The sequence below is a fragment of the Pseudomonas sp. AC211 genome (assembly GCF_979258055.1).
The window spans coordinates 4,652,270-4,671,430 of sequence record NZ_OZ409830.1 but is presented as its reverse complement, the minus strand read 5'-3'; the positions used below and the strand labels follow the sequence as shown (position 1 = coordinate 4,671,430).

At 60.3% G+C, this 19,161-nt stretch carries 17 protein-coding genes and 3 pseudogenes; 13 read left to right on the top strand and 7 right to left on the bottom strand.

Annotated elements, in window-relative coordinates; genetic code table 11:
- Position 1 precedes the first annotated feature (1 nt).
- From bioD to ACZZZP_RS21895, 8 genes and pseudogenes are all read left to right on the top strand, one after another.
- Positions 2-686, top strand: a pseudogene (gene bioD, locus ACZZZP_RS21930) (dethiobiotin synthase).
- A gap of 92 nt (positions 687-778) precedes the next feature.
- Positions 779-1,019, top strand: a pseudogene (locus tag ACZZZP_RS21925) (hypothetical protein).
- Between the two features lie 73 nt (positions 1,020-1,092).
- On the top strand, positions 1,093-1,311 hold the full coding sequence (locus tag ACZZZP_RS21920; protein ID WP_463536840.1) for a hypothetical protein: 219 nt from the start codon (positions 1,093-1,095) through the stop codon (positions 1,309-1,311).
- Positions 1,268-1,837: a putative metalloprotease CJM1_0395 family protein gene (locus tag ACZZZP_RS21915; protein WP_463536839.1), complete on the top strand. Its 570-nt coding sequence runs from the start codon at positions 1,268-1,270 to the stop codon at positions 1,835-1,837. The genes ACZZZP_RS21920 and ACZZZP_RS21915 overlap by 44 nt, the downstream gene beginning before the upstream one ends.
- A 162-nt stretch (positions 1,838-1,999) precedes the next feature.
- Positions 2,000-3,805: a phenylacyl-CoA dehydrogenase gene (locus ACZZZP_RS21910; RefSeq protein WP_122492016.1), complete on the top strand. Its 1,806-nt coding sequence runs from the start codon at positions 2,000-2,002 to the stop codon at positions 3,803-3,805.
- Between the two features lie 262 nt (positions 3,806-4,067).
- Positions 4,068-5,360 carry a GGDEF domain-containing protein gene (locus ACZZZP_RS21905; RefSeq protein ID WP_463384107.1) on the top strand — a complete coding sequence of 431 codons (1,293 nt, stop codon included), beginning with the start codon at positions 4,068-4,070 and terminating at the stop codon, positions 5,358-5,360.
- 117 nt (positions 5,361-5,477) lie between these two features.
- Positions 5,478-7,271, top strand: coding sequence for an acyl-CoA dehydrogenase C-terminal domain-containing protein (locus ACZZZP_RS21900; protein WP_463384106.1), 1,794 nt, complete (start codon positions 5,478-5,480; stop codon positions 7,269-7,271).
- Positions 7,272-7,601: 330 nt separating this feature from the next.
- Positions 7,602-9,380, top strand: a complete 1,779-nt coding sequence (locus ACZZZP_RS21895; RefSeq protein WP_463384105.1) for an acyl-CoA dehydrogenase C-terminal domain-containing protein — start codon at positions 7,602-7,604, stop codon at positions 9,378-9,380.
- Between the two features lie 159 nt (positions 9,381-9,539).
- Here ACZZZP_RS21895 and ACZZZP_RS21890 read toward each other — a convergent pair whose 3' ends face one another.
- The 4 genes from ACZZZP_RS21890 to ACZZZP_RS21875 all read right to left on the bottom strand — a co-directional run bounded on the left by ACZZZP_RS21890 (position 9,540) and on the right by ACZZZP_RS21875 (position 13,114).
- The gene (locus ACZZZP_RS21890) at positions 9,540-10,199 is read right to left on the bottom strand and encodes an endonuclease (protein ID WP_463384104.1); all 660 of its coding nucleotides are present in this window, start codon (positions 10,197-10,199) and stop codon (positions 9,540-9,542) included.
- Positions 10,200-10,629: 430 nt separating this feature from the next.
- A complete protein-coding gene (locus ACZZZP_RS21885; protein WP_463384103.1) occupies positions 10,630-11,385 on the bottom strand; it encodes a COG4705 family protein in 756 nt (251 codons plus the stop codon).
- A gap of 188 nt (positions 11,386-11,573) precedes the next feature.
- Positions 11,574-12,134 carry an NADPH-dependent FMN reductase gene (locus ACZZZP_RS21880; RefSeq protein ID WP_463384102.1) on the bottom strand — a complete coding sequence of 187 codons (561 nt, stop codon included), beginning with the start codon at positions 12,132-12,134 and terminating at the stop codon, positions 11,574-11,576.
- 80 nt (positions 12,135-12,214) lie between these two features.
- Positions 12,215-13,114: a LysR family transcriptional regulator gene (locus ACZZZP_RS21875; RefSeq protein WP_463384101.1), complete on the bottom strand. Its 900-nt coding sequence runs from the start codon at positions 13,112-13,114 to the stop codon at positions 12,215-12,217.
- Positions 13,115-13,285: 171 nt separating this feature from the next.
- Here ACZZZP_RS21875 and ACZZZP_RS21870 point away from each other — a divergent pair, with 171 nt between their 5' ends.
- The 3 genes from ACZZZP_RS21870 to ACZZZP_RS21860 all read left to right on the top strand — a co-directional run bounded on the left by ACZZZP_RS21870 (position 13,286) and on the right by ACZZZP_RS21860 (position 15,586).
- A complete protein-coding gene (locus ACZZZP_RS21870; protein ID WP_463384100.1) occupies positions 13,286-14,374 on the top strand; it encodes an extracellular solute-binding protein in 1,089 nt (362 codons plus the stop codon).
- Positions 14,375-14,385: 11 nt separating this feature from the next.
- Entirely contained in the window at positions 14,386-15,345 is a 960-nt protein-coding gene (gene speB / locus ACZZZP_RS21865) for an agmatinase (RefSeq protein ID WP_463384099.1), read from the top strand.
- An 82-nt stretch (positions 15,346-15,427) separates the two neighbouring features.
- Positions 15,428-15,586, top strand: coding sequence for a YqaE/Pmp3 family membrane protein (locus tag ACZZZP_RS21860; protein WP_074939855.1), 159 nt, complete (start codon positions 15,428-15,430; stop codon positions 15,584-15,586).
- A gap of 61 nt (positions 15,587-15,647) precedes the next feature.
- Here the strand turns inward: ACZZZP_RS21860 and ACZZZP_RS21855 are convergent, their stop codons facing one another.
- Together ACZZZP_RS21855 and ACZZZP_RS21850 are read right to left on the bottom strand one after the other, a co-directional pair.
- Entirely contained in the window at positions 15,648-16,148 is a 501-nt protein-coding gene (locus ACZZZP_RS21855) for a hypothetical protein (protein ID WP_463384098.1), read from the bottom strand.
- A 99-nt stretch (positions 16,149-16,247) separates the two neighbouring features.
- Positions 16,248-16,448, bottom strand: coding sequence for a YjfB family protein (locus ACZZZP_RS21850; RefSeq protein WP_122492005.1), 201 nt, complete (start codon positions 16,446-16,448; stop codon positions 16,248-16,250).
- Between the two features lie 332 nt (positions 16,449-16,780).
- Here ACZZZP_RS21850 and ACZZZP_RS21845 point away from each other — a divergent pair, with 332 nt between their 5' ends.
- Both ACZZZP_RS21845 and ACZZZP_RS21840 read left to right on the top strand, forming a co-directional pair.
- A complete protein-coding gene (locus ACZZZP_RS21845) occupies positions 16,781-17,032 on the top strand; it encodes a helix-turn-helix transcriptional regulator (RefSeq protein WP_463384097.1) in 252 nt (83 codons plus the stop codon).
- Positions 17,032-18,229: pseudogene (locus tag ACZZZP_RS21840) on the top strand (type II toxin-antitoxin system HipA family toxin). The gene ACZZZP_RS21845 and the pseudogene ACZZZP_RS21840 overlap by 1 nt, the downstream one beginning before the upstream one ends.
- A gap of 44 nt (positions 18,230-18,273) precedes the next feature.
- On the opposite strand, the gene ACZZZP_RS21835 reads toward ACZZZP_RS21840, so the two are convergent.
- Positions 18,274-19,044 carry a nuclease-related domain-containing protein gene (locus tag ACZZZP_RS21835; protein ID WP_463384095.1) on the bottom strand — a complete coding sequence of 257 codons (771 nt, stop codon included), beginning with the start codon at positions 19,042-19,044 and terminating at the stop codon, positions 18,274-18,276.
- Between the last annotated feature and the right edge of the window lie 117 nt (positions 19,045-19,161).

The window sequence follows — 19,161 nt, the reverse complement described above, 5'->3', positions numbered from 1 at the left end:
GATGAGCGCTGCATTTTTTATCGCCGGCACCGACACCGAAGTCGGCAAAACTACGATTGCCGCCGGGCTGCTGTGCGCCGCTCGCCGCCAGGGTTTGAGCACGGCGGCATGCAAGCCGGTGGCGTCCGGTAGCGAGAACACAGCTGACGGCCTGCGCAATAGCGATGCGCTGGCGCTGCTCGGGCCAGTGCTCGTTGCCGCTCAGCTATAACGACGTCAACCCGCTGGCCTTCGCGCCCGCCATTGCCCCGCACCTGGCGGCGCGTGAAGCGGGTGTCGAGCTGACGGCGGCAGCGTTGCTGGCGCCGGTGCGTCATGTGCTCGACCAAGGCGCGGATTTCACCGTGGTGGAAGGCGCGGGCGGCTGGCGCGTGCCGCTGGGCGATGGCGGCTTTTTATCCGACCTACCGATAGCGCTGGGCTTACCAGTGATTCTGGTGGTGGGCGTGCGCTTGGGCTGCATCAATCACGCCGTGTTGAGCGCCGAGGCGATTGAGCGCGACGGCCTGAAATTGGCCGGCTGGGTGGCGAATATCGTCGACCCGGAAACCTCGCGGCTCGATGAAAACCTGGCCACTTTGACCGAGCTGCTGGCCGCTCCGTGCCTGGGTCGCGTGCCGCGTTTGGCTGACGCCGCCGCCGAAAGCGTGGCAGCTCATCTGCACCTGGCGCATTTGGCGCTATAAACAGCCGCGCTCCCATAGCCTTTTGGTTGTACGTTTATTAAGCGCGATCTGCTTAAATTGGCGTCAGAAATTTCTCTTTGTCGAGGTCTGCGATGGAAATCTCGGGTAGTGCTTTCAGCTCCGGGTTAAGCACCGTGCAATCTGGCCAACGCCGGATTGATCAGGGCGGCGTCCGAAATCGCGAGCAATTCCGTTACGCGCAACTCCGATGCAGCCGACACGGCTGACAACTTGGTGCAACTGAGCGTCGGTAAAACCGAAGCCCAGGCCGGCGCGAAAGTGATCGAGACCAGCGACGAGGTGCTCGGCACCTTGATCGACATTCGTGCCTGATTCCACGGCCGCCTGACCCCGTCGGCGGTCGGCCCCTCGCGGGCTTGTTCCATTCGGGCGCTGAGAAAAGCCCATGCAAATCGGCAGTGCTGCGCGTTATCCGCTGTTACCGCAGGCTTCGCCCACGCTGAGCCCGTCTTCGCTTGCCGACGACACGCCTTCGGCGCTCCTCTCTGACACAACCTCTGCGTCTTCTCCCTCCACCACGGTGACGTTGTCCGCCGATGGCAAGCGCTTGGCGGCGGCTGATGAAAAGCCCGGTGACGCCGCACAGGACGGCGGCGCCGCCTAAGGGCGACGCAGCAAATGCCCAGCAAGCACAACTGGATCGCCAGAAGATTTCCGAATTGTCGAGCCGAGACTCCGACGTTCGCGCCCATGAGGCTGCCCATGCCTCAGTAGGTGGCGCGTATGCTGGCTCGCCCAGTTACACCCTGCAGCGCGGGCCGGACGGCAAGGCGTATGCAGTTGGCGGCGAAGTGGGCATTGACGTGAGCGCAGTGGCCAACGACCCGGCAGCCACTATCAGCAAAATGGAAGTGGTGATGCGCGCGGCCTTGGCGCCGGCAGATCCTTCCGCCCAAGACCTCCGCGTAGCGGCGCAAGCCCAGGGGCTGGCATCGGCGGCACGCGCGGAACTGGCGCAGCAACGTCGCAATGAGAACGTGGAGCGGGCTGAAGAAAAGAACGCCGAAGACGACAAAGACAGTACGGCTGACGATACGGCCAAGCCGGCCGACGCGGCGGCATCGCTTCAGGTGTATCAGAGTATTGCTTCGCCCACAGAAGCCGCGCCGCAGATAGAGGCGTTTGCCTAGAAGGCTGTAGGGCGATGCTTGACAAGGTATCAGCGTAAACGTATGTTTCAAACGCCTGTTTGATTGCTGGGCTGAATCCTAGCCGCCGGGCAATCGAGAGAGATCTCGCACGAGACCGCCAAGCCGGTCACCCATCTAGGACCCATCGTAGAGGTTACCGCTATGCCTGATTACAAGGCCCCCTTGCGTGATATTCGTTTCGTACGCGACGAGTTGCTCGGCTACGAAGCGCACTATCAAAGCCTGCCGGCTTGCGCAGATGCTACCCCGGACATGGTTGATGCCATTCTCGAGGAAGGCGCCAAGTTTTGTGAGCAAGTGCTGTCGCCACTGAACCGCGTTGGCGATCTGGAAGGCTGCACCTGGAGCGAGTCCGGCGTTAAAACCCCGACTGGCTTTAAAGAAGCCTACAAACAATACGTAGAAGGCGGCTGGCCAAGCCTGTCCCACGACGTAGAGCACGGCGGCCAAGGCCTGCCAGAGTCTCTGGGTCTGGTACTGAGCGAAATGGTCGGCAGCTCGAACTGGTCGTGGGGCATGTACCCAGGCCTGTCGCACGGTGCGATGAACACCATCTCCGAGCACGGCACGCCTGAGCAGCAGCACACCTACCTGACCAAGCTGGTTTCCGGCGAGTGGACCGGCACCATGTGCCTGACCGAGCCGCACTGCGGCACCGACCTGGGCATGCTGCGTACCAAAGCTGAACCGCAAGCGGACGGCTCGTACAAAGTTTCCGGCACCAAAATCTTCATTTCCGCTGGCGAACACGACATGGCCGACAACATCGTCCATATCGTTCTGGCCCGCCTGCCCGACGCGCCGCAAGGCACCAAAGGCATTTCGCTGTTCATCGTTCCCAAGTTCAACGTGAACGAAGACGGCAGCGTCGGCACCCGTAACGCCGTTTCCTGTGGCTCGCTCGAGCACAAAATGGGCATCCACGGTAACGCCACCTGCGTGATGAACTTCGACGGCGCCACCGGTTACCTGATCGGCCCAGCGAACAAAGGCCTGAACTGCATGTTCACCTTTATGAACACCGCTCGTTTGGGTACCGCGCTGCAAGGTCTGGCGCATGCTGAAGTTGGCTTCCAGGGTGGTCTGAAATACGCCCGTGAACGTCTGCAGATGCGCTCGCTGACTGGCCCGAAAGCGCCGGACAAAGCCGCTGACCCGATCATCGTGCACCCGGACGTTCGCCGCATGCTGCTGACCATGAAAGCGTTCGCCGAAGGCAACCGCGCAATGGTCTACTTCACCGCTCAGCAAGTGGACATCGTCAAATACAGCCAAGACGAAGAAGCCAAGAAGAAAGCCGATTCGCTGTTGGCCTTCCTGACGCCAATCGCTAAAGCCTTCATGACTGAAGTCGGTTTCGAAGCCGCTAACCACGGCGTACAAATCTACGGCGGCCACGGCTTTATCGCTGAGTGGGGCATGGAGCAGAACGTTCGCGACAGCCGCATTTCCATGCTGTACGAAGGCACCACCGGTATCCAGGCGCTCGACCTGCTGGGCCGTAAAGTGCTGCAAACCCAAGGCGAAGCGCTCAAAGGCTTCACCAAGATCGTGCACAAGTTTGTTCAGACCAACGAAGGTAACGAGGCTGTCGCCGAGTTCACCGCTCCGCTGGCCAAGCTGAACAAAGAGTGGGGCGAGCTGACCATGAAGGTCGGTATGGCCGCGATGAAAGATCGTGAAGAAGTGGGTGCTGCTTCGGTCGACTACCTGATGTACTCCGGCTATGTCTGCCTGGCGTACTTCTGGGCCGACATGGCCCGTGTAGCCGCTGAGAAGCTGGCTGCCGGTACCGCCGAAGAAGCGTTCTACAAAGCCAAGCTGCAAACCGCGCGCTTCTACTTCCAGCGCATCCTGCCGCGCACTCGCGCGCACGTTGAGGCCATGCTGTCCGGCGCCAACAACCTGATGGACATGGCCGAAGAAGACTTCGCGCTGGGCTACTAAGTCGTAGTTCGCACCATCGGTTGAAAAAAACCGCTCGCCCGAAAGGGCGGGCGGTTTTTTTATGGGCGGGGTTTGGCTATACCGATCAGCCGCGATGCATTTTCGAACAGAACAAAAACATCGCGGCTGAAGCCGCTCCTACAGACAGTTGTTTCGCTCTTAATTAGAGGAAATTGCGACAGGAATCGGTGCCGAATGCGATGGAAATAGGCAAAATGCCACCGGTTCGCCGCCACTTTCTGACGGCCCGTGGAACAGTGTCGTGCATCGCCTTAAAGCCGTTCGCCTCAGCCATTTCCTTCCTTCATTGCTGCTGTTGGTGGCAGGGATGACGGCTGCCAGCTTGCCGGTGCTGAACGAGTTCTTCACGTCACTGTTCAACGTCTTGCCCACGCTGCTGCTGATTCTCGGCGGCGCGTTCTGTCTGATCTATTCCCGCCAACGCGAGCTGTTTTTGCTGGTAGTGGTCTACGGCGCCTACTTTCTGCTCGACACCCAAGCCGACTTTTTCCGCACCACCGGCAAGGCGCGGCCTGAAACGGCGCTGGTCTTCCACCTGTGCAGCCTGTTGCTGCCGCTGCTCTACGGTATTTACGCGGCCTGGCTGGAACGCACCCACTTGGTCCGCGATCTGGTGGCGCGTTCCGCCGTGCTGCTGGCTATCGGCGCCGTGGTGCTTGGCCTGGCGCAGCGCTACCCGCAGGGCATGCTCGAATGGTTGGCGCAGATCCGCTGGCCGTCGCTGCACGCCGAGTGGATGAGCCTGGTGCAGTTGGCGTATCCGTTGTTCGTGCTGGCGTTTATCGGATTGATCGTTCAGTACATCTACAAGCCGCGCCCGCTGCACGCCGCGCAAATCGTCGGCCTGGTGGGATTGTGCTGGATGCTGCCGAAAACCTTCCTGCTGCCCCACGGCCTGAACGTGATGAGCAGCGAAGTCATGCTGATTCTGGCCGTGGCGGTGGCACACGAGGCTTACCAAATGGCCTTTCGCGACGAGCTCACCGGCTTGCCGGGCCGTCGCGCGCTCAACGAACGCTTGCCTCGCTTGGGCCGCAACTACGTGATTGCCATGGCCGACGTCGATCACTTCAAGAAATTCAACGACACCCACGGCCACGATGTCGGCGACCAAGTGCTGCGCGTGGTCGCCAGCCAGTTGCGAAAAATCGGTGGCGGCGGCAAGGCGTATCGCTACGGCGGGGAGGAATTTACCCTGGTGTTTTCCGGCAAGACGCTGGACGAATGCAAACCGCACCTGGAAGAAGTGCGCCAGGCCGTTGAGCGCTATGTGATTCAGCTGCGCGACAAAGGCAACCGCCCGCAAAACGACAGCAAAGGCAAACAGCGGCGCGGCGCGGCGGCAGCCACCAGTGTGTCGGTGACGGTAAGCATTGGCGTGGCCGAAAAAGAAAGTGAGCAGCGCACGCCTGAAGAAGTAATCAAAGCCGCCGACCGTGCGCTGTACGCGGCCAAGGCGGCGGGGCGCAACTGCGTGATCCAGCACGGCCAAAACCGTCGCGGCGCGGTGCGCGTGGCAAGCCCTACGGCATAGGCGCGCCTGCTTATAGGCGCGCATTCAGCGCGCGCAACGTCATTGTCCCAGGCAACGGGCCGGCAGTAGCGTGTCGGTCTCGATGACGCGCTCGCGTCCCTGCCTAGGAGAACGTCCATGCCCGAATACAAGGCTCCCCTGCGCGATATGCGCTTTCTGGTCGACGAAGTGTTCGACTTCCACGCTGGCTACGCGGCCATGGGCGCCACCGACGCCTCGCCGGACATGGTCAACGCCATTCTTGAAGAAGGGGCGAAGTTCTGCGAGCAGGTCATCGCGCCGCTGAACCGCTCCGGCGACGAAGAAGAATGCACATTCGATAACGGCGTCGTCACCACGCCCACCGGTTTTAAAGAAGCCTTCCAGCAATTCGCCGAAGGCGGCTGGATGAGTCTGTCGGCCGACCCAACTTACGGCGGCCAAGGCCTGCCGCACTCGCTGGGCTTGCTATTCAGCGAAATGATCGGCTCCAGCAACTACGCCTGGGGCATGTACCCCGGCCTGACCCAAGGCGCCATGGCAGCCATTCACGCCCACGGCACCGAAGAGCAGAAACAGACCTACCTCACGCAGATGACCGAGGCCAACTGGACCGGCACCATGTGCCTGACCGAAGCGCACTGCGGCACCGACCTGGGCCTGATCAAAACCCGCGCCGTGCCACAAGCCGACGGCAGCTACTCGCTGACCGGCAGCAAAATTTTCATCTCCTCGGGCGAGCACGACCTCAGCGAGAACATCGTGCACTTGGTGCTGGCCAAGCTTCCGGACGCACCGGCGGGTACCAAAGGCATTTCGCTGTTTATCGTGCCGAAATTCCTGCCAGCCGCCGATGGCAAAGCCGGCGAGCGCAACGCGGTTTCCTGCGGCTCCATCGAACACAAAATGGGCATCAAAGGTTCGGCCACCTGCGTTATCAACTTCGATAACGCCAAGGGCTACCTCATCGGTGAGATGAACAAGGGCCTGAACTGCATGTTCACCATGATGAACCATGCGCGGTTGGGCACCGGCATGCAGGGCCTTTGCCTGGGCGAAACGAGCTACCAGGGCGCACTGAAGTACGCCACCGAGCGTCTGCAAATGCGCTCGCTCACCGGCGCCAAGGCCCCGGAGAAATCCGCCGACCCGATCATCGTTCACCCCGACGTGCGCCGCATGTTGCTGACCATGAAGGCCTTCAACGAAGGCAACCGCGCGCTCGCCTACTTCTGCGCTCAACTGCTTGACCAGTTGCACGCCGAGACAGAAGAACAACGTCAGCAAGCCGAAGACCTGCTGGCCTTCCTCACGCCGATTTGCAAAGCCTTCATGACCGAAACCGGTTTGGAAGTGACCAACCACGGGATGCAGGTGTTTGGCGGCCACGGCTTTATTCGCGAATGGGGCATGGAGCAACTGGTGCGCGACTGCCGCATCGCCCTGCTGTACGAAGGCACCAACGGCATTCAGGCCCTCGACCTGCTCGGCCGTAAAGTACTCGGCAGTCAAGGCAAACTGCTGCGCGGCTTTACCAAGCTGGTGCACAAGTTCTGCGAAGCCAACGCCAGCCATCCGCAATTGCAGGGTGCGTTCAACCAACTCGCCACGCTGAATAAAGAGTGGGGCGAGCTGACCACTAAAGTCGGCATGGCCGCCATGAAAAACCCGGACGAAGTGGGCGCCGCCGCGACCGATTACCTGATGTATTCCGGCTACGTCGTGTTGGCCTACTTCTGGTTGCGCATGGCCGTTGTGGCGCAAGAGAAAATCGACGCCGGCAGCGGTGATGCCGAGTTCTACAAAGCCAAGCTGGCGACGGCTGACTTCTATTTCAAGCGCCTGCTGCCCCGCACCCTGGTGCACCGCGCTGGCGTAGAAGCGGGCAGCGAAAGCCTGATGCAACTGAGCGCCGAGCAGTTCGCCGGCTAAGCGCCTAGGCTGGAAGGGAGCCCGCCTTTATGGCGGGCTTTTCTTTTTAAGAGCATCGCGGCTGAAGCCGCTACTACAGGATTGAGCAGCCTCAATGCGCGCGTTTTTTGTAGGAGCCAGCTTGCTGGCGAACCCTGCGAACGCCGGTCATGAATGTGGGTTGCAGGGGTTCGCGAGCAAGCTCGCTCCTACGGGAATTGTGCTGGCTTGATCGTGACTATTCGGTCCCACCATGACCCTATGTGTCTGAAAAGTTGTTCGGGTAAACTCCGAGGCCTGCGTCATACCGGCCTTTAGGCCGCATCGTTGGATCGTTCGAGGATCACTACCATGGCCGACTACAAAGCTCCCCTGCGCGATATGCGTTTCGTCCTCAATGAAGTGTTTGAGGTCTCCAAACTCTGGCAACAACTGCCTGCGCTGGCGGAAGTCGTCGATGCAGACACGGCCGAGGCGATCCTCGAAGAAGCCGGCAAGGTCACTGCAAAAACCATCGCCCCGCTCAACCGTAGCGGCGATGAAGAAGGCTGCAGCTGGAACAACACCGTGGTCACCACCCCGGCGGGTTTCCCTGAGGCTTACAAAATTTACGGCGAAGGCGGCTGGGTTGGCGTAGGCGGTGACCCGGCTTACGGCGGCATGGGCATGCCCAAAGTGCTAGGCGCGCAGGTTGAGGAAATGCTCAACGCCGCCAACCTGTCGTTCGGCCTGTACCCGATGCTGACCGCCGGCGCCTGCCTGTCGATCAACGCCCACGCCAGCGCCGAGCTGAAAGAAACCTACCTGCCGAACATGTATTCCGGCGTTTGGGCCGGCTCCATGTGCCTGACCGAGCCGCACTCGGGCACCGACCTGGGCATCATCCGCACCAAGGCCGAGCCGCAGGCTGACGGCTCGTTCAAAGTCACCGGCACGAAGATTTTCATCACCGGCGGCGAGCACGACCTGACCGAAAACATCATCCACCTGGTGCTGGCAAAACTGCCGGACGCGCCAGCGGGCTCCAAAGGCATCTCGCTGTTCCTGGTGCCCAAGTTCATGGTCAATGCCGACGGCAGCCTGGGCGAGCGCAACACCCTGTCGTGCGGTTCCATCGAGCACAAGATGGGCATCCAGGGTTCGGCCACCTGCGTGATGAACTTCGACGGCGCCACCGGTTACATCATCGACGGCCCGAACAAAGGCTTGGCGGCCATGTTCACCATGATGAACTACGAGCGCCTCGGCGTTGGTATTCAAGGCCTGGCAGCTGGTGAGCGTTCGTACCAGAGCGCCATCGAATACGCCCGTGACCGTCTGCAAAGCCGCGCGCCGACCGGCCCGGTTGCCAAAGACAAAGTGGCCGACCCGATCATCGTGCACCCCGACGTGCGCCGCATGCTGCTGACCATGAAGGCCAGCAACGAAGGTGGCCGCGCGTTCTCCACCTACGTGGCCATGCAGCTCGACACCGCCAAGTTCAGCGAAGACCCGACCACGCGCAAACGCGCCGAAGAGTTGGTAGCCCTGCTGACGCCAATCGCCAAAGCGTTCCTGACTGACCTCGGTTTGGAAACCACCGTGCACGGTCAGCAGATTTTCGGCGGCCACGGTTTCATTCGCGAATGGGGCCAAGAGCAGCTGGTGCGCGACGTGCGCATCACGCAAATCTACGAAGGCACCAACGGCATCCAGGCGCTCGACCTGGTTGGCCGCAAAATCGTCGGCAGCGGCGGCACGTTCTACAAGCACTTCGCCGACGAAGTGAAAGCCTTCATCGGCAGCGCCAACGGCGAGATGGCCGAGTTTGTTGAACCGCTGAAAGCGGCCATCGCAAACCTCGACGACCTCACCGCCTGGCTGCTCGACAGCGCCAAGTCGAACCCGAACGAAATCGGCGCGGCGTCGGTGGAATACCTGCACGTGTTTGGCTACACCGCTTACGCCTACATGTGGGCGTTGATGGCGCGCGCGTCGCTGGGCAAAGAAGGCCAAGACGAGTTCTACGCCAGCAAGCTGGGCACCGCACGCTTCTACTTCGCCCGTCTGCTGCCGCGTATTCACTCGCTGACAGCGTCGGTAAAAGCCGGTAGCGAATCGCTGTACCTGCTGGATGCTGCGCAGTTCTGATGGCTGTTTCGCGTTAACAAAAAGCCCCGCCGATGCGGGGCTTTTTTTTGTCGTAGCCAAATCGCTTTTGTAGGAGAGGCTTTAGCCTCGATTGGACGTGGCAGGTCCACAAGCATTGGGGCAGATCGGAATGCCGCCCAACTGCGCCAGAGGGTTGGATTACTCCTGAGTAAGCTGCTCCGCCGCTGCCGGCGCGTCGATAAACCGATTGCGCGTGCCTTGCAGCGCTTCAATCTGGTCGTTGCGCGCTTTTTCCTCGGCATCTGGCGGATCGAGCTGACTCCATCGCTTGTACATTTGCAGCTGCCCCACCACCGGCAAGCCGTACTCGCTGCGCATGTAGAAGATCGCCCGCGCGACGTTGCCTTTGGCCGAATCCGGCGGCTCGATCAGTTGGAAGCTGGCTTTGAGCTGGCAGCCGATATCGCTGAATTTGCTCGACACGTCATCGCCCAATTCGCCGAATTGCGCGTTGCGGCGCGCCAGTTCGACCAGGGTCAGGGCGGGGTACATGTTGTGCAGGTCGCTCAACATATAGGGGTATTGCGGGTTGGCTTCGGCGCACTGGCTATCGGTGACGCAGCGCAAGGCCGACTTTATTTGCTTGGCCGTGTACACCAGGCTCGCGGCCACCTGGCCGCGTTCGCCCACGAAGGGCTTGGCGCAATAGAGCGTGGTGCCGCCTTTGGGGTAGAGCTGCTTCCAGAAGAATTGGTCAACGGCGATCTTGGGGTCAGCCAGCTGGTTTTGTCCGCCGGCATTAGCCCCCGAAGACACGCAAACCGTGAAACCAGCCAGGGCAACTGCTACTGCGCGCATGAGACTTGAACCCCAGGAACTGCATGGGAAGGAGAAACCGAGTGGTCGACGCCGCGATGATGTGTGTGTTGTTTTGTAGGACAAAGCGAGTCTAACAAGAGCCCCTTCACAAAATAAAGCAGACCTAAGGCATGGTTTAAACCTTTGTAAGCCAAAGCTTACAAAGCGTGCTGCTTATCGCCGCTACCGCAGGTAATAACGCCTCGTTATTCTGTTGCACATGGACGTTGTGCACGGAAGCGCCAAGGAACCAACACGGATACGCTGGATTTCCACCAGGATGGTGGATGACTACGGATGTCAGGACACAGTCTGCAAAGCCCCGCCTCGGCGGGGTTTTCTTTTTTCTGCCTTTCTATTTTCGCTGCGCTTTGTTGAGCGTAATGAAAAACACCGGCGCAAGGCCGGTGCTTCTTGAAACGTCTGGCGGCTACGCCATTCCCAGGGTGTTTTGCTGCGCTCGACGGTTTCTGACCACCGTCGCGGTAATCACCAGCGCCACCAGAATGGCCGCTAGCACGGCCGACGAACCGATAGTGCCGAAGTCCAACCCACCTTTTTCGTGGGGCTTGGTCAGCACGTCACCCAACGTCGCGCCGAACGGGCGAGTCAGCACAAACGCCAACCAAAACAGCAGCACCGACGAGAGGCGCGTGTAGTAATGCGCGAGCACTACCAGGCCAATCGCCCCGCCGATCAACAGCGCGCCACCGGCAAAGCCCAGCCCCGAATCGTCCGCCAGGAAATCCCCAAGCGCCGTGCCCAGCGTGTTAGAGAACAGAATCGCGACCCAGTAGAACAGCTCACCTTTGGTGGTGTTCACCCGGTCTACCGACAGCGAGCCTTCGCTCCAGCGCCAGGTGGCCAAGGTCACGACCAGCAAGGTAACGAGCAGCGCCGAACCGGTGGCGTAACCGAGGCCGAGGGTGCGGTCCATGAAATCGGACATCGTGGTGCCCGCCGTGCTGGTGGAGAGAATGACCAGCCAATACAGCATGGGGTGGTAGGTTTTGGCTTTGAGCTGACCGATGAGCGTCACCAGAAACGCGGTGATCAAAATCATTGAGCTGATGGCGTAGCCGACGTTAAGGGTCATCGACAGCAAGTCGCCGGCGGTTTCGCCCAGCGTCGTTGCACAAATTTTCATCACCCAGAAGGCCAGGGTGATCTGCGGAAGTTTATTCATCGGCGTGCATCCTGAGAGGCGTTGGAGTACGGGTGCGCACGCCGGACGAGCCCCTATTGGACAGTCGTTACGGCATGTTTCCGAGCGCAGGATGCAAAGGTGAGGGTGAAAAGAAGGTCAACGGCACATGAAAAATTCGTGGAAGGCGTGGCGGCCGGCTCGTTGCGAACAGACCGCCGCGTGGCGCATCAGCCCTTGCTATGCAGCGCAACCCACTGGGCGTAGGTGTCGATGAACTTTTGCAGGAACGGTTTGATGCCATCGCTCAGCGTACCGTCTTCGCTGAAAAAACTGCCGGCGCCACCCAGATAAGCTTCTGGCTGCTGGAGCATGTGCACGTCGAGAAACACCATGGACTGGCGCAAATGATGGTTGGCGCCAAAGCCACCGACCGCACCGGGGGACGCGCTGACCACCGCACCGGCCTTGCCGCTGAACGCGCTTTGGCCATACGGGCGCGAGCCGACGTCGATGGCGTTTTTCAGCGGCGCTGGTACCGAGCGGTTGTATTCCGGGGTGATAAACAGCAGCGCATCGGCGCCTTTTACCTGGTCACGAAAAACGGTGTAGGCGGGCGGTGCCGGCGTGACGTCGATGTCTTCGTTGTACAACGGCAAGTCGCCAATCTCGACGATTTCAAGCTTCAACGAGGCGGGCGCCAGGTCCGCCAATGCCAGGGCCAGTTTGCGGTTGATCGAGGCTTTACGCAGGCTGCCGACCAGCACGGCGACGCGGTGAACTTTGCTCATGGTGACTCCTTGGTTGAGGCGAACGGATCAACAGCTTGCAACTATAGCCAGCCATCGCCCAAACGCCCGTGACAGACCGTTCAGTTGACCCCGAACACGCTAAATAAGTCGGCCACAAACGCCTTCTGCGCTTCGCTGGGCTGGCGACCGCGATGACTGCCCACATGGAACTGCACGGCAAAGCCCAGGCTTTGCGGCAGCACCGCGCGCAGCTGGCCACTCGCGACCCACGGCGCGGCGACATGAGTGGGTAGATAACCCAAGTGCGCGCCCGACAACACGAACGCCAGCGAGCCCTCAACCTGCTCACTGCGCGCGCTGCTATTGGCCGACTGCCAGGGTTCGTCCAGCTGCAAAAAACGGTAGGGATGGTGCACGCCGTCCTGGTCATGCAAGTCTTCCAGCCGCAGCTTCTTGCGCTCGAACAACGGATGGCCGCGCCCGCAATACAGCGCCTGGTCTTCGCTGAATAACGGACGGTGCTCAATGGCTGGCTGCGCCCCGGAGAAATAACCGACGGCCAGATGCAACTGATCGTGCAGCAGACGACGCTCCAATTCAGCCGGCGTGGCGCTGAGCAATTCGATATGCACCGCCTGGTTACGCTGGCGAAACAAGCGAATGGCGCTGCCGAGGCGGTTGAGGGTGTTCGGGTCGAGCGCCTCGGAAATGCCGATGCGCAGCTCGCCCAATAGCTTGTCCGCCATGCCCTGCGCTTCGCCCTTGAACACCTCGATGGCCGCGAACAGCTTGCGCGCCGCCAGCACCACTTCCTCGCCCTTGGGCGTCAGGCGAAAGCCCGCTTTACCGCGCTCGCACAAGCGAAACCCCAAGCGCGTTTCCAGCTTGGCCATCTGCGTGCTGATGGTCGATTGGCCGATGCCCAACTCGCCCTGCGCCGCACTGAAGCCGCCGCTTTCCACCACGGTCATAAACAGCCGCAGCAGTTGTAAATCGAGGTCACGTACTTGGCTGAGCATGGGGAATCCAAACATTGATAGACGGCGATGTCAGCGTATATCACTTTGCATTTATTCAACGCAAAGGCCGGCGCAGTATCCCTCCCATCCAGAGCCTCCTGGCGCCGCGAAGAACGCGAAGCGCCCCTGCGAGAGGAGCGGTCACCCTTATCTGCCGGAGGAGCTTGAACCATGCGAATTTCCACCTGCGCCTTAGTGCTTGCCGCCACGTTGCCGCTGCATCTGCATGCCGAAGACAAGGCGCTGAACATCTACAACTGGTCCGACTACATCGGGCCCGAAGCGTTAAAAGGCTTCCAGGCCGAGACCGGCATTCAGATCAAGTACGACGTGTTCGACAGCCCTGAAGCCCTGGACAGCAAACTGCTCACCGGCGGCAGCGGCTACGACCTGGTGTTTCCCGCCTCAAGCGGCCTGGCTCGCGCCGTGAAGGCCAAAGCCCTGCAGCCCATCGACGCCGCCAGCTTGCCGCTGTACCCGAACCTGGACGCTGAGCTACTGGCCAAACTTGCCACCTCCGATCCCGGCAACCGCTACGGCGTGCCGTTCACCTGGGGCACGGTTGGCTTGGGCCTTAATAAAGAAGCGGTGACTAAACGGCTGGGCAGCGACGTGCCGCTCAACACCCTGGATGTGCTGTTCAAACCCGAGTACGCCAGCAAGCTCAAAGACTGCGGCATCGCGGTGCTCGACTCGCCGCAAGAAGTGATCAGCATCGCCCTCAACTACCTCGGCCACGACCCTTACAGCACCGAACCGGCCGATTTGAAAGCGGTTCAGCAACTGCTCGCCGGGCTGCAGCCCAACGTGCGCTACGTGGCGTCCGGCCGGCAGATTGACGACCTGGCCAAAGGCGAAATCTGCTTGGCCCTGAGCTATAGCGGCGATGCCGCCACCGCCGCCGCCCGGGCCGTGGAAGCCAAGCAGCCCTTTGAAGTGGTGTACCGCATTCCGCGCGAGGGCACGCTGGTGTGGTTCGACACCATGGCCATTCCGGTAGACGCCCCGCATCCCAAAGCAGCGCTGGCGTTTATCAACTACATGCTGCGGCCCGAAGCCATCGCCGAAGTCACCAACACCGTGTATTTCGCCAACGCCAACCGCGCGGCGACCGCCCTGGTTGACCCCGCCGTTGCCGCCGACCCCGACATTTACCCGCCCGCCGATATTCGCGCGCGGCTCTTCAGCGAACACCTGCAACCGCTGGCCGCGCAGCGTGAACGCACACGACTGTGGACCGCCTTTCGCACCCACTACTAAGGAGCACCGCAATGGACCAAGCCTCACGCAACGACCAGGCGCTTACCCGCGAGAGCCTGTACGGCACGGCGGCGGAATCGACCTACGGCGGCATCACCAGCTTTATGCGCCGCCGCTACAGCCGCGACCTGCGCGGTGTGGATGTAGTCGTCAGCGGCGTACCGTTCGACACTGCCACCACCAATCGCCCCGGCACGCGTTTCGGCCCGCGCGCCATTCGCGCCGCTTCCACGCAAATGGCCTGGGCCCGGCATTTCCCCTGGGAATTCGACCCGTTCGACGAGCTGGCCGTGATCGACTACGGCGACTGCGATTTCGACCATGGCCAGCCGCAGCTAACCCCTGGCGCCATCGAAGCCCACGCCGACCAAATTCTCGCCGCAGGCTGCGCCATGCTGACCTTGGGTGGTGACCACTTCATCAGCTACCCACTGCTCAAAGCCCACGCCAAAAAACACGGCGCGCTGTCGCTGATCCACTTCGACGCCCACAGCGACACCTGGCCCGACGAGGAGGTGCAGCGCATCGACCACGGCACCATGTTTTTCCATGCCGCCCGCGAAGGCTTGGTCGACCCGGCGCGCTCCGTGCAGATTGGCCTGCGCACCACCAACGACGACGTGATGGGCTTCCAGGTACTCGACGCCCCGCACGTGCACCGCCACACGCCCGAGCAGATCGCCGAACAAATCCGCGCCCGCGTCGGCGACAACCCGGTGTACCTGACCTTCGACATTGACTGCCTGGATCCGGCCTTCGCCCCCGGCACCGGCACGCCGGTATGCGGCGGCTTGACCAGCCACCAGGCGCTGGAAATTCTGCGCGGTTTGCGCGGCATCAACTTGGTGGGCATGGACGTCGTGGAAGTGGCGCCGCCCTACGACCACGCGGAAATAACCGCGCTGGCGGGCGCGACCATCGCCATGGAGATGCTTTGCCTGTACGCGGCGAAACATACGCACAAAGGTTGAGAAAAGACTTAGGTTGAACCAGACACGAGCGTGGCAGGTCGGTTATGGGGTACGTTTTTCCACTTTAAAAGGAACCTGAATCATGGACCTGATCCGCATCCTGATTGCCATTCTGCTGCCGCCGCTGGGCGTCTTCCTGCAGGTCGGTTTTGGCGGCGCGTTCTGGCTGAACATCCTGCTGACGTTGTGCGGCTACATTCCGGGCATCGTTCACGCCGTTTACATCATCGCCAAGCGCTAAAACCGTTCCGGCACAAAAAAAGCCCCGCAGCGAGCGGGGCTTTTGCGTTTTTGGGTGGCTGTTACAGCGTGGGTTGGATGTCGCCGGCGTCGTCCGCCAACAGCCCCAACGAGAAACCGGAAATCGACGCAATGGTGCCGCGCCACAGCAAGCCCTCGCTCGCCGGCATTTGCCCGGTGGGCGTACTCAACTTGGCGTCTTTCAAATGCAGATACTGCACAGGCGGCGGCGTTTCGCCATCGGACTTCGGCAACCGCGACTTACCCAACTCGGCATAGTGCGCGCGCAACCGATCGGCATCAGCCGCTGGCCACGAGCTGGAAAATGACTCACCGAACAACTGGAAATACTGTTCAACGCTGATCAAGATTCCCGAAATCATGCCCGCTGGCGTCGACAAGGTGACGCCCACTTGCAGATCGGTCTCATTGGTCAGCCGCACCAGATCCTGCAAAAACCAGTCAGTGGTTCGACCGTGCCAGGCCAGGTCCTTCATCACCGGATCGACCAGATCGTCGGCCACTTGCTGATGCCAGCTTGGTTTTGCATTGTCCTGATTCATCTTCGCTCCATGCTGCCGATGAGGGCAGATTAGTCATTACGGGTGTCTTGTTATAAGCCCAGTGTAGGCAATGCCCCACGCACTAAGCCAATTCTGCCGTCAGACCATTACATCAATAGAGTTACCGAGATTCGGCGGATTACTCGGCAGCGCCGACAACTCAGGAATTGCCTCAATCAGCGCCATCGCGCTTTCCGACTGAATATCCAACGTCTTATTCAGAATCTTGATCGACACATCAGAAGCAGTTTTCGCCATCTGCGCGCTCGAAGCGGCTGCGGCAACGCTTGAAACATCCATACAGACCTCCGGATCTTTCCATCCTACAAAGTCGACTGATCCGCGCGGCGCTTAGTTCAAATCGAGGCGCGGCGGGCGGGCAGTGTTGAACAGGGGTTATCGGCAGGGGAGGGAGGGGCTGGAGGGGCCGTTTGTCGTGGGTTGGGGATGTGGCCGGAAGGAGTTTGTCGATTCGAGGTGCGCGCAGAGCAGTGATGAGCCGATTAGCGGGGTTATTCGGCTCACTCGACGAGCCGAATAACAGGCGATCGGGCTGGGCGGTAGATTCGCTTTGATTTCCTTCGTGGTTCGATATACGTTACATCTTCTCTTGATTGTTTCGTAAACAGAACATGAATCATTCCCTCATCGCGTTACGACTTGGCGAGCAGCTTCGACAGCGCCGCCTCAATCGTGGGCTCACGCAGGCGTGGCTGGCCTCCCTGGCCGGCATCACCCGGCAAAAGGTCATCGCCATTGAGAAGGGTGATCTCTCAGTAGGGATGATGGCTTATGCCCGAGTGCTAGCGGCTCTGGACTCCGAGCTCAACGTGGTGCCGGCAGCCATGCCTACGTTGGACGAAATCCATGGAGTATTTGACTGATGACGGCCGTGCTGCAGGTCGTCACGCCTGAGGGCGACAGCGGGAAGATTCTTACCAGCGCCGGAGACTTTCTCTTCCGTTACCACGAAGACGCAACGCCGCAAGCGGCGGTCAGTTTGTTAATGCCGGTGCGCTTGGATGAATACCGCCACCGGGGTTTGCACCCCATCTTCCAAATGAACCTGCCGGAAGGCTACGTACTGGAGCAGTTGCGCAACCGGCTGGCGAAAGTGGCGAACGTCGATCCGATGTTGCTGCTGGCGCTGTCTGGCAGCAGTTCGCCTATCGGTCGGGTGGCAGTCAGCTCCCCGGAGATCGATGCGCTGTTGCGCAGGCAGCAGTTTCCCGGAGAAAGGCTCGAAGAAATTCTCGCCTGGGATGGCGCAGAAGATATTTTTGCCGGCCTGGTGGATCGCTACATTTTGCGGGCAGGCATATCCGGCGTGCAGCCAAAGGTATTGGTGCCTGAGCATAAGGACTCCGCCCAGCATCGCTTCACCTCGAAAACTTCTGACCTGATTATCAAGAGCGGTCGGGATGAGTTTCCGGGCCTGGCGATCAACGAGTTCCTTTGCATGTCCGTGGCCAAAGAGGCAGGCATTGCGGTGCCAGAGTTTTACCTGTCCGACAACGCCAAACTGTTCGTTATGCGCCGCTTCGATCGGGATCAACAGCTCAATCCCATAGGCTTCGAGGACATGGCGGCACTGATGGGGCTGGCTGCGGAGCAAAAGTACAGCAAGAGCTATTCGGCCATCGCCAAGGCCATTCGCCTGTTCTGCTCGCCCGACCACGTGCAGAGTTCACTGGCGCAGCTGTTCGCCATGGTGACCCTCAGCTGCATCGTCGGAAACGGCGACGCCCATCTTAAAAACTTCGGCTTGCTGTATTCCGACCCTACCCAGCGCGACGCGCGACTCGCCCCCGCCTACGACATCGTCAACACCACGGCCTACATTCCAGAAGATGTATTGGCGTTGGACCTTATCGGCAACAAGTCGCTCTTCGCATCCCGCCAAGGACTTCTGGACTTCGCCCACGTCTGCGATGTGGCGCAGCCGGCGGAAGTGATTCGTGAGCAGTTGAACGTCCTGGAGCGCGTGTTGGCCCGTTCGAAGCGAGTTATGCGACCAGGCGCCCCATGTGGTCGCATCAATTAGGGAATGTGCTTTGCCGTTTATGCAGACGTTTGGCTAGCGAGCATTAGGGACAGCCCCCGATTTCCCACTCGCCCCAACACCTCAAAGACTCTGCATCGTTCGGCACTTTGGAAACGCAGAGCATCCCCAAAACTGTTGCCCTGCTTTCGCTCCAGATTTCACAGTACGAATCAGCAGGGCGCTTCCGCATTTCGGGCACTGTCGCTGGTCTGTCGGATCACTTCTGCGTGTGAGGTTATGCACATGCTCGCGGTGTGTGGCGAGGGTCGCAGCGCGGCGGCCTGTTTGAAGGGCTTGCAGCATGGAATCTACTTCCGCCTCGCTAAATACCGGCTGCTCAAACAACTTGATATACCTAATAAAACCGATGCCGTGAGTCACGTTGGCCGGCATTTCTGTCTTAAAGGTACTGCCGCCGACAAAGGTAATGACCGAGTGTAGGTGCTCGGAATTAACGCCAAGGGTGGCTTCCAGCGCTTTGAGGTGTTTGTAGTTTTGCCGCAGCGGGTTCTGGAATTTGAAGGAGTGCTTGTAGAGCTTTTGCGTCCACTGCGCCTGGTTCTCGCTGCCGAAGATCCAGCCGCTCATGTTCTTCGTTTCTAGTACAAAGATGCCGTAGGGCGAGAGGAATACGTGGTCGATCTGCGTGGTGCCGTCGGGTGTGTTTAGCGTGACGTTGTGCAGGCGGGGGTAGGTGGCTTTGTCCAGTTGCCAATGGGCGAATAGCCGGACTAGGAGTTCGCCGATATAGCCTTTTGCCCAAGGTGTTTTGAGCAGGCCGATCAGCGTTATTAGCGGGAGGAACCAGGCGAGCGTGCCTGAGAGCTGGGCAATGATTGGGCTGAAGTCCATGTCTAACACCATCTCTTTCCTTGAGGCTTTTCGGATCTTACTCAAAGTGATGGCAGTTGGCCCGCTTTAATTGGAGCGTCAGTGTCAGGTAGCTGCAATGATGGGATGTGCCATTTC

What these genes read in the sequence shown, in the direction of transcription:
- speB (WP_463384099.1), top strand. Translation starts at nt 14,386, where the DNA reads ATGGACCAAGCCTCACGCAACGACCAGGCGCTTACCCGCGAGAGCCTG.
- ACZZZP_RS21875 (WP_463384101.1), bottom strand. Translation starts at nt 13,114, where the DNA reads ATGCTCAGCCAAGTACGTGACCTCGATTTACAACTGCTGCGGCTGTTT.
- ACZZZP_RS21915 (WP_463536839.1), top strand. Translation starts at nt 1,268, where the DNA reads ATGAAAAGCCCGGTGACGCCGCACAGGACGGCGGCGCCGCCTAAGGGC.
- ACZZZP_RS21870 (WP_463384100.1), top strand. Translation starts at nt 13,286, where the DNA reads ATGCGAATTTCCACCTGCGCCTTAGTGCTTGCCGCCACGTTGCCGCTG.
- ACZZZP_RS21895 (WP_463384105.1), top strand. Translation starts at nt 7,602, where the DNA reads ATGGCCGACTACAAAGCTCCCCTGCGCGATATGCGTTTCGTCCTCAAT.
- ACZZZP_RS21910 (WP_122492016.1), top strand. Translation starts at nt 2,000, where the DNA reads ATGCCTGATTACAAGGCCCCCTTGCGTGATATTCGTTTCGTACGCGAC.
- ACZZZP_RS21920 (WP_463536840.1), top strand. Translation starts at nt 1,093, where the DNA reads ATGCAAATCGGCAGTGCTGCGCGTTATCCGCTGTTACCGCAGGCTTCG.
- ACZZZP_RS21900 (WP_463384106.1), top strand. Translation starts at nt 5,478, where the DNA reads ATGCCCGAATACAAGGCTCCCCTGCGCGATATGCGCTTTCTGGTCGAC.
- ACZZZP_RS21845 (WP_463384097.1), top strand. Translation starts at nt 16,781, where the DNA reads ATGAATCATTCCCTCATCGCGTTACGACTTGGCGAGCAGCTTCGACAG.
- ACZZZP_RS21835 (WP_463384095.1), bottom strand. Translation starts at nt 19,044, where the DNA reads ATGGACTTCAGCCCAATCATTGCCCAGCTCTCAGGCACGCTCGCCTGG.
- ACZZZP_RS21860 (WP_074939855.1), top strand. Translation starts at nt 15,428, where the DNA reads ATGGACCTGATCCGCATCCTGATTGCCATTCTGCTGCCGCCGCTGGGC.
- ACZZZP_RS21885 (WP_463384103.1), bottom strand. Translation starts at nt 11,385, where the DNA reads ATGAATAAACTTCCGCAGATCACCCTGGCCTTCTGGGTGATGAAAATT.
- ACZZZP_RS21890 (WP_463384104.1), bottom strand. Translation starts at nt 10,199, where the DNA reads ATGCGCGCAGTAGCAGTTGCCCTGGCTGGTTTCACGGTTTGCGTGTCT.
- ACZZZP_RS21880 (WP_463384102.1), bottom strand. Translation starts at nt 12,134, where the DNA reads ATGAGCAAAGTTCACCGCGTCGCCGTGCTGGTCGGCAGCCTGCGTAAA.
- ACZZZP_RS21855 (WP_463384098.1), bottom strand. Translation starts at nt 16,148, where the DNA reads ATGAATCAGGACAATGCAAAACCAAGCTGGCATCAGCAAGTGGCCGAC.
- ACZZZP_RS21850 (WP_122492005.1), bottom strand. Translation starts at nt 16,448, where the DNA reads ATGGATGTTTCAAGCGTTGCCGCAGCCGCTTCGAGCGCGCAGATGGCG.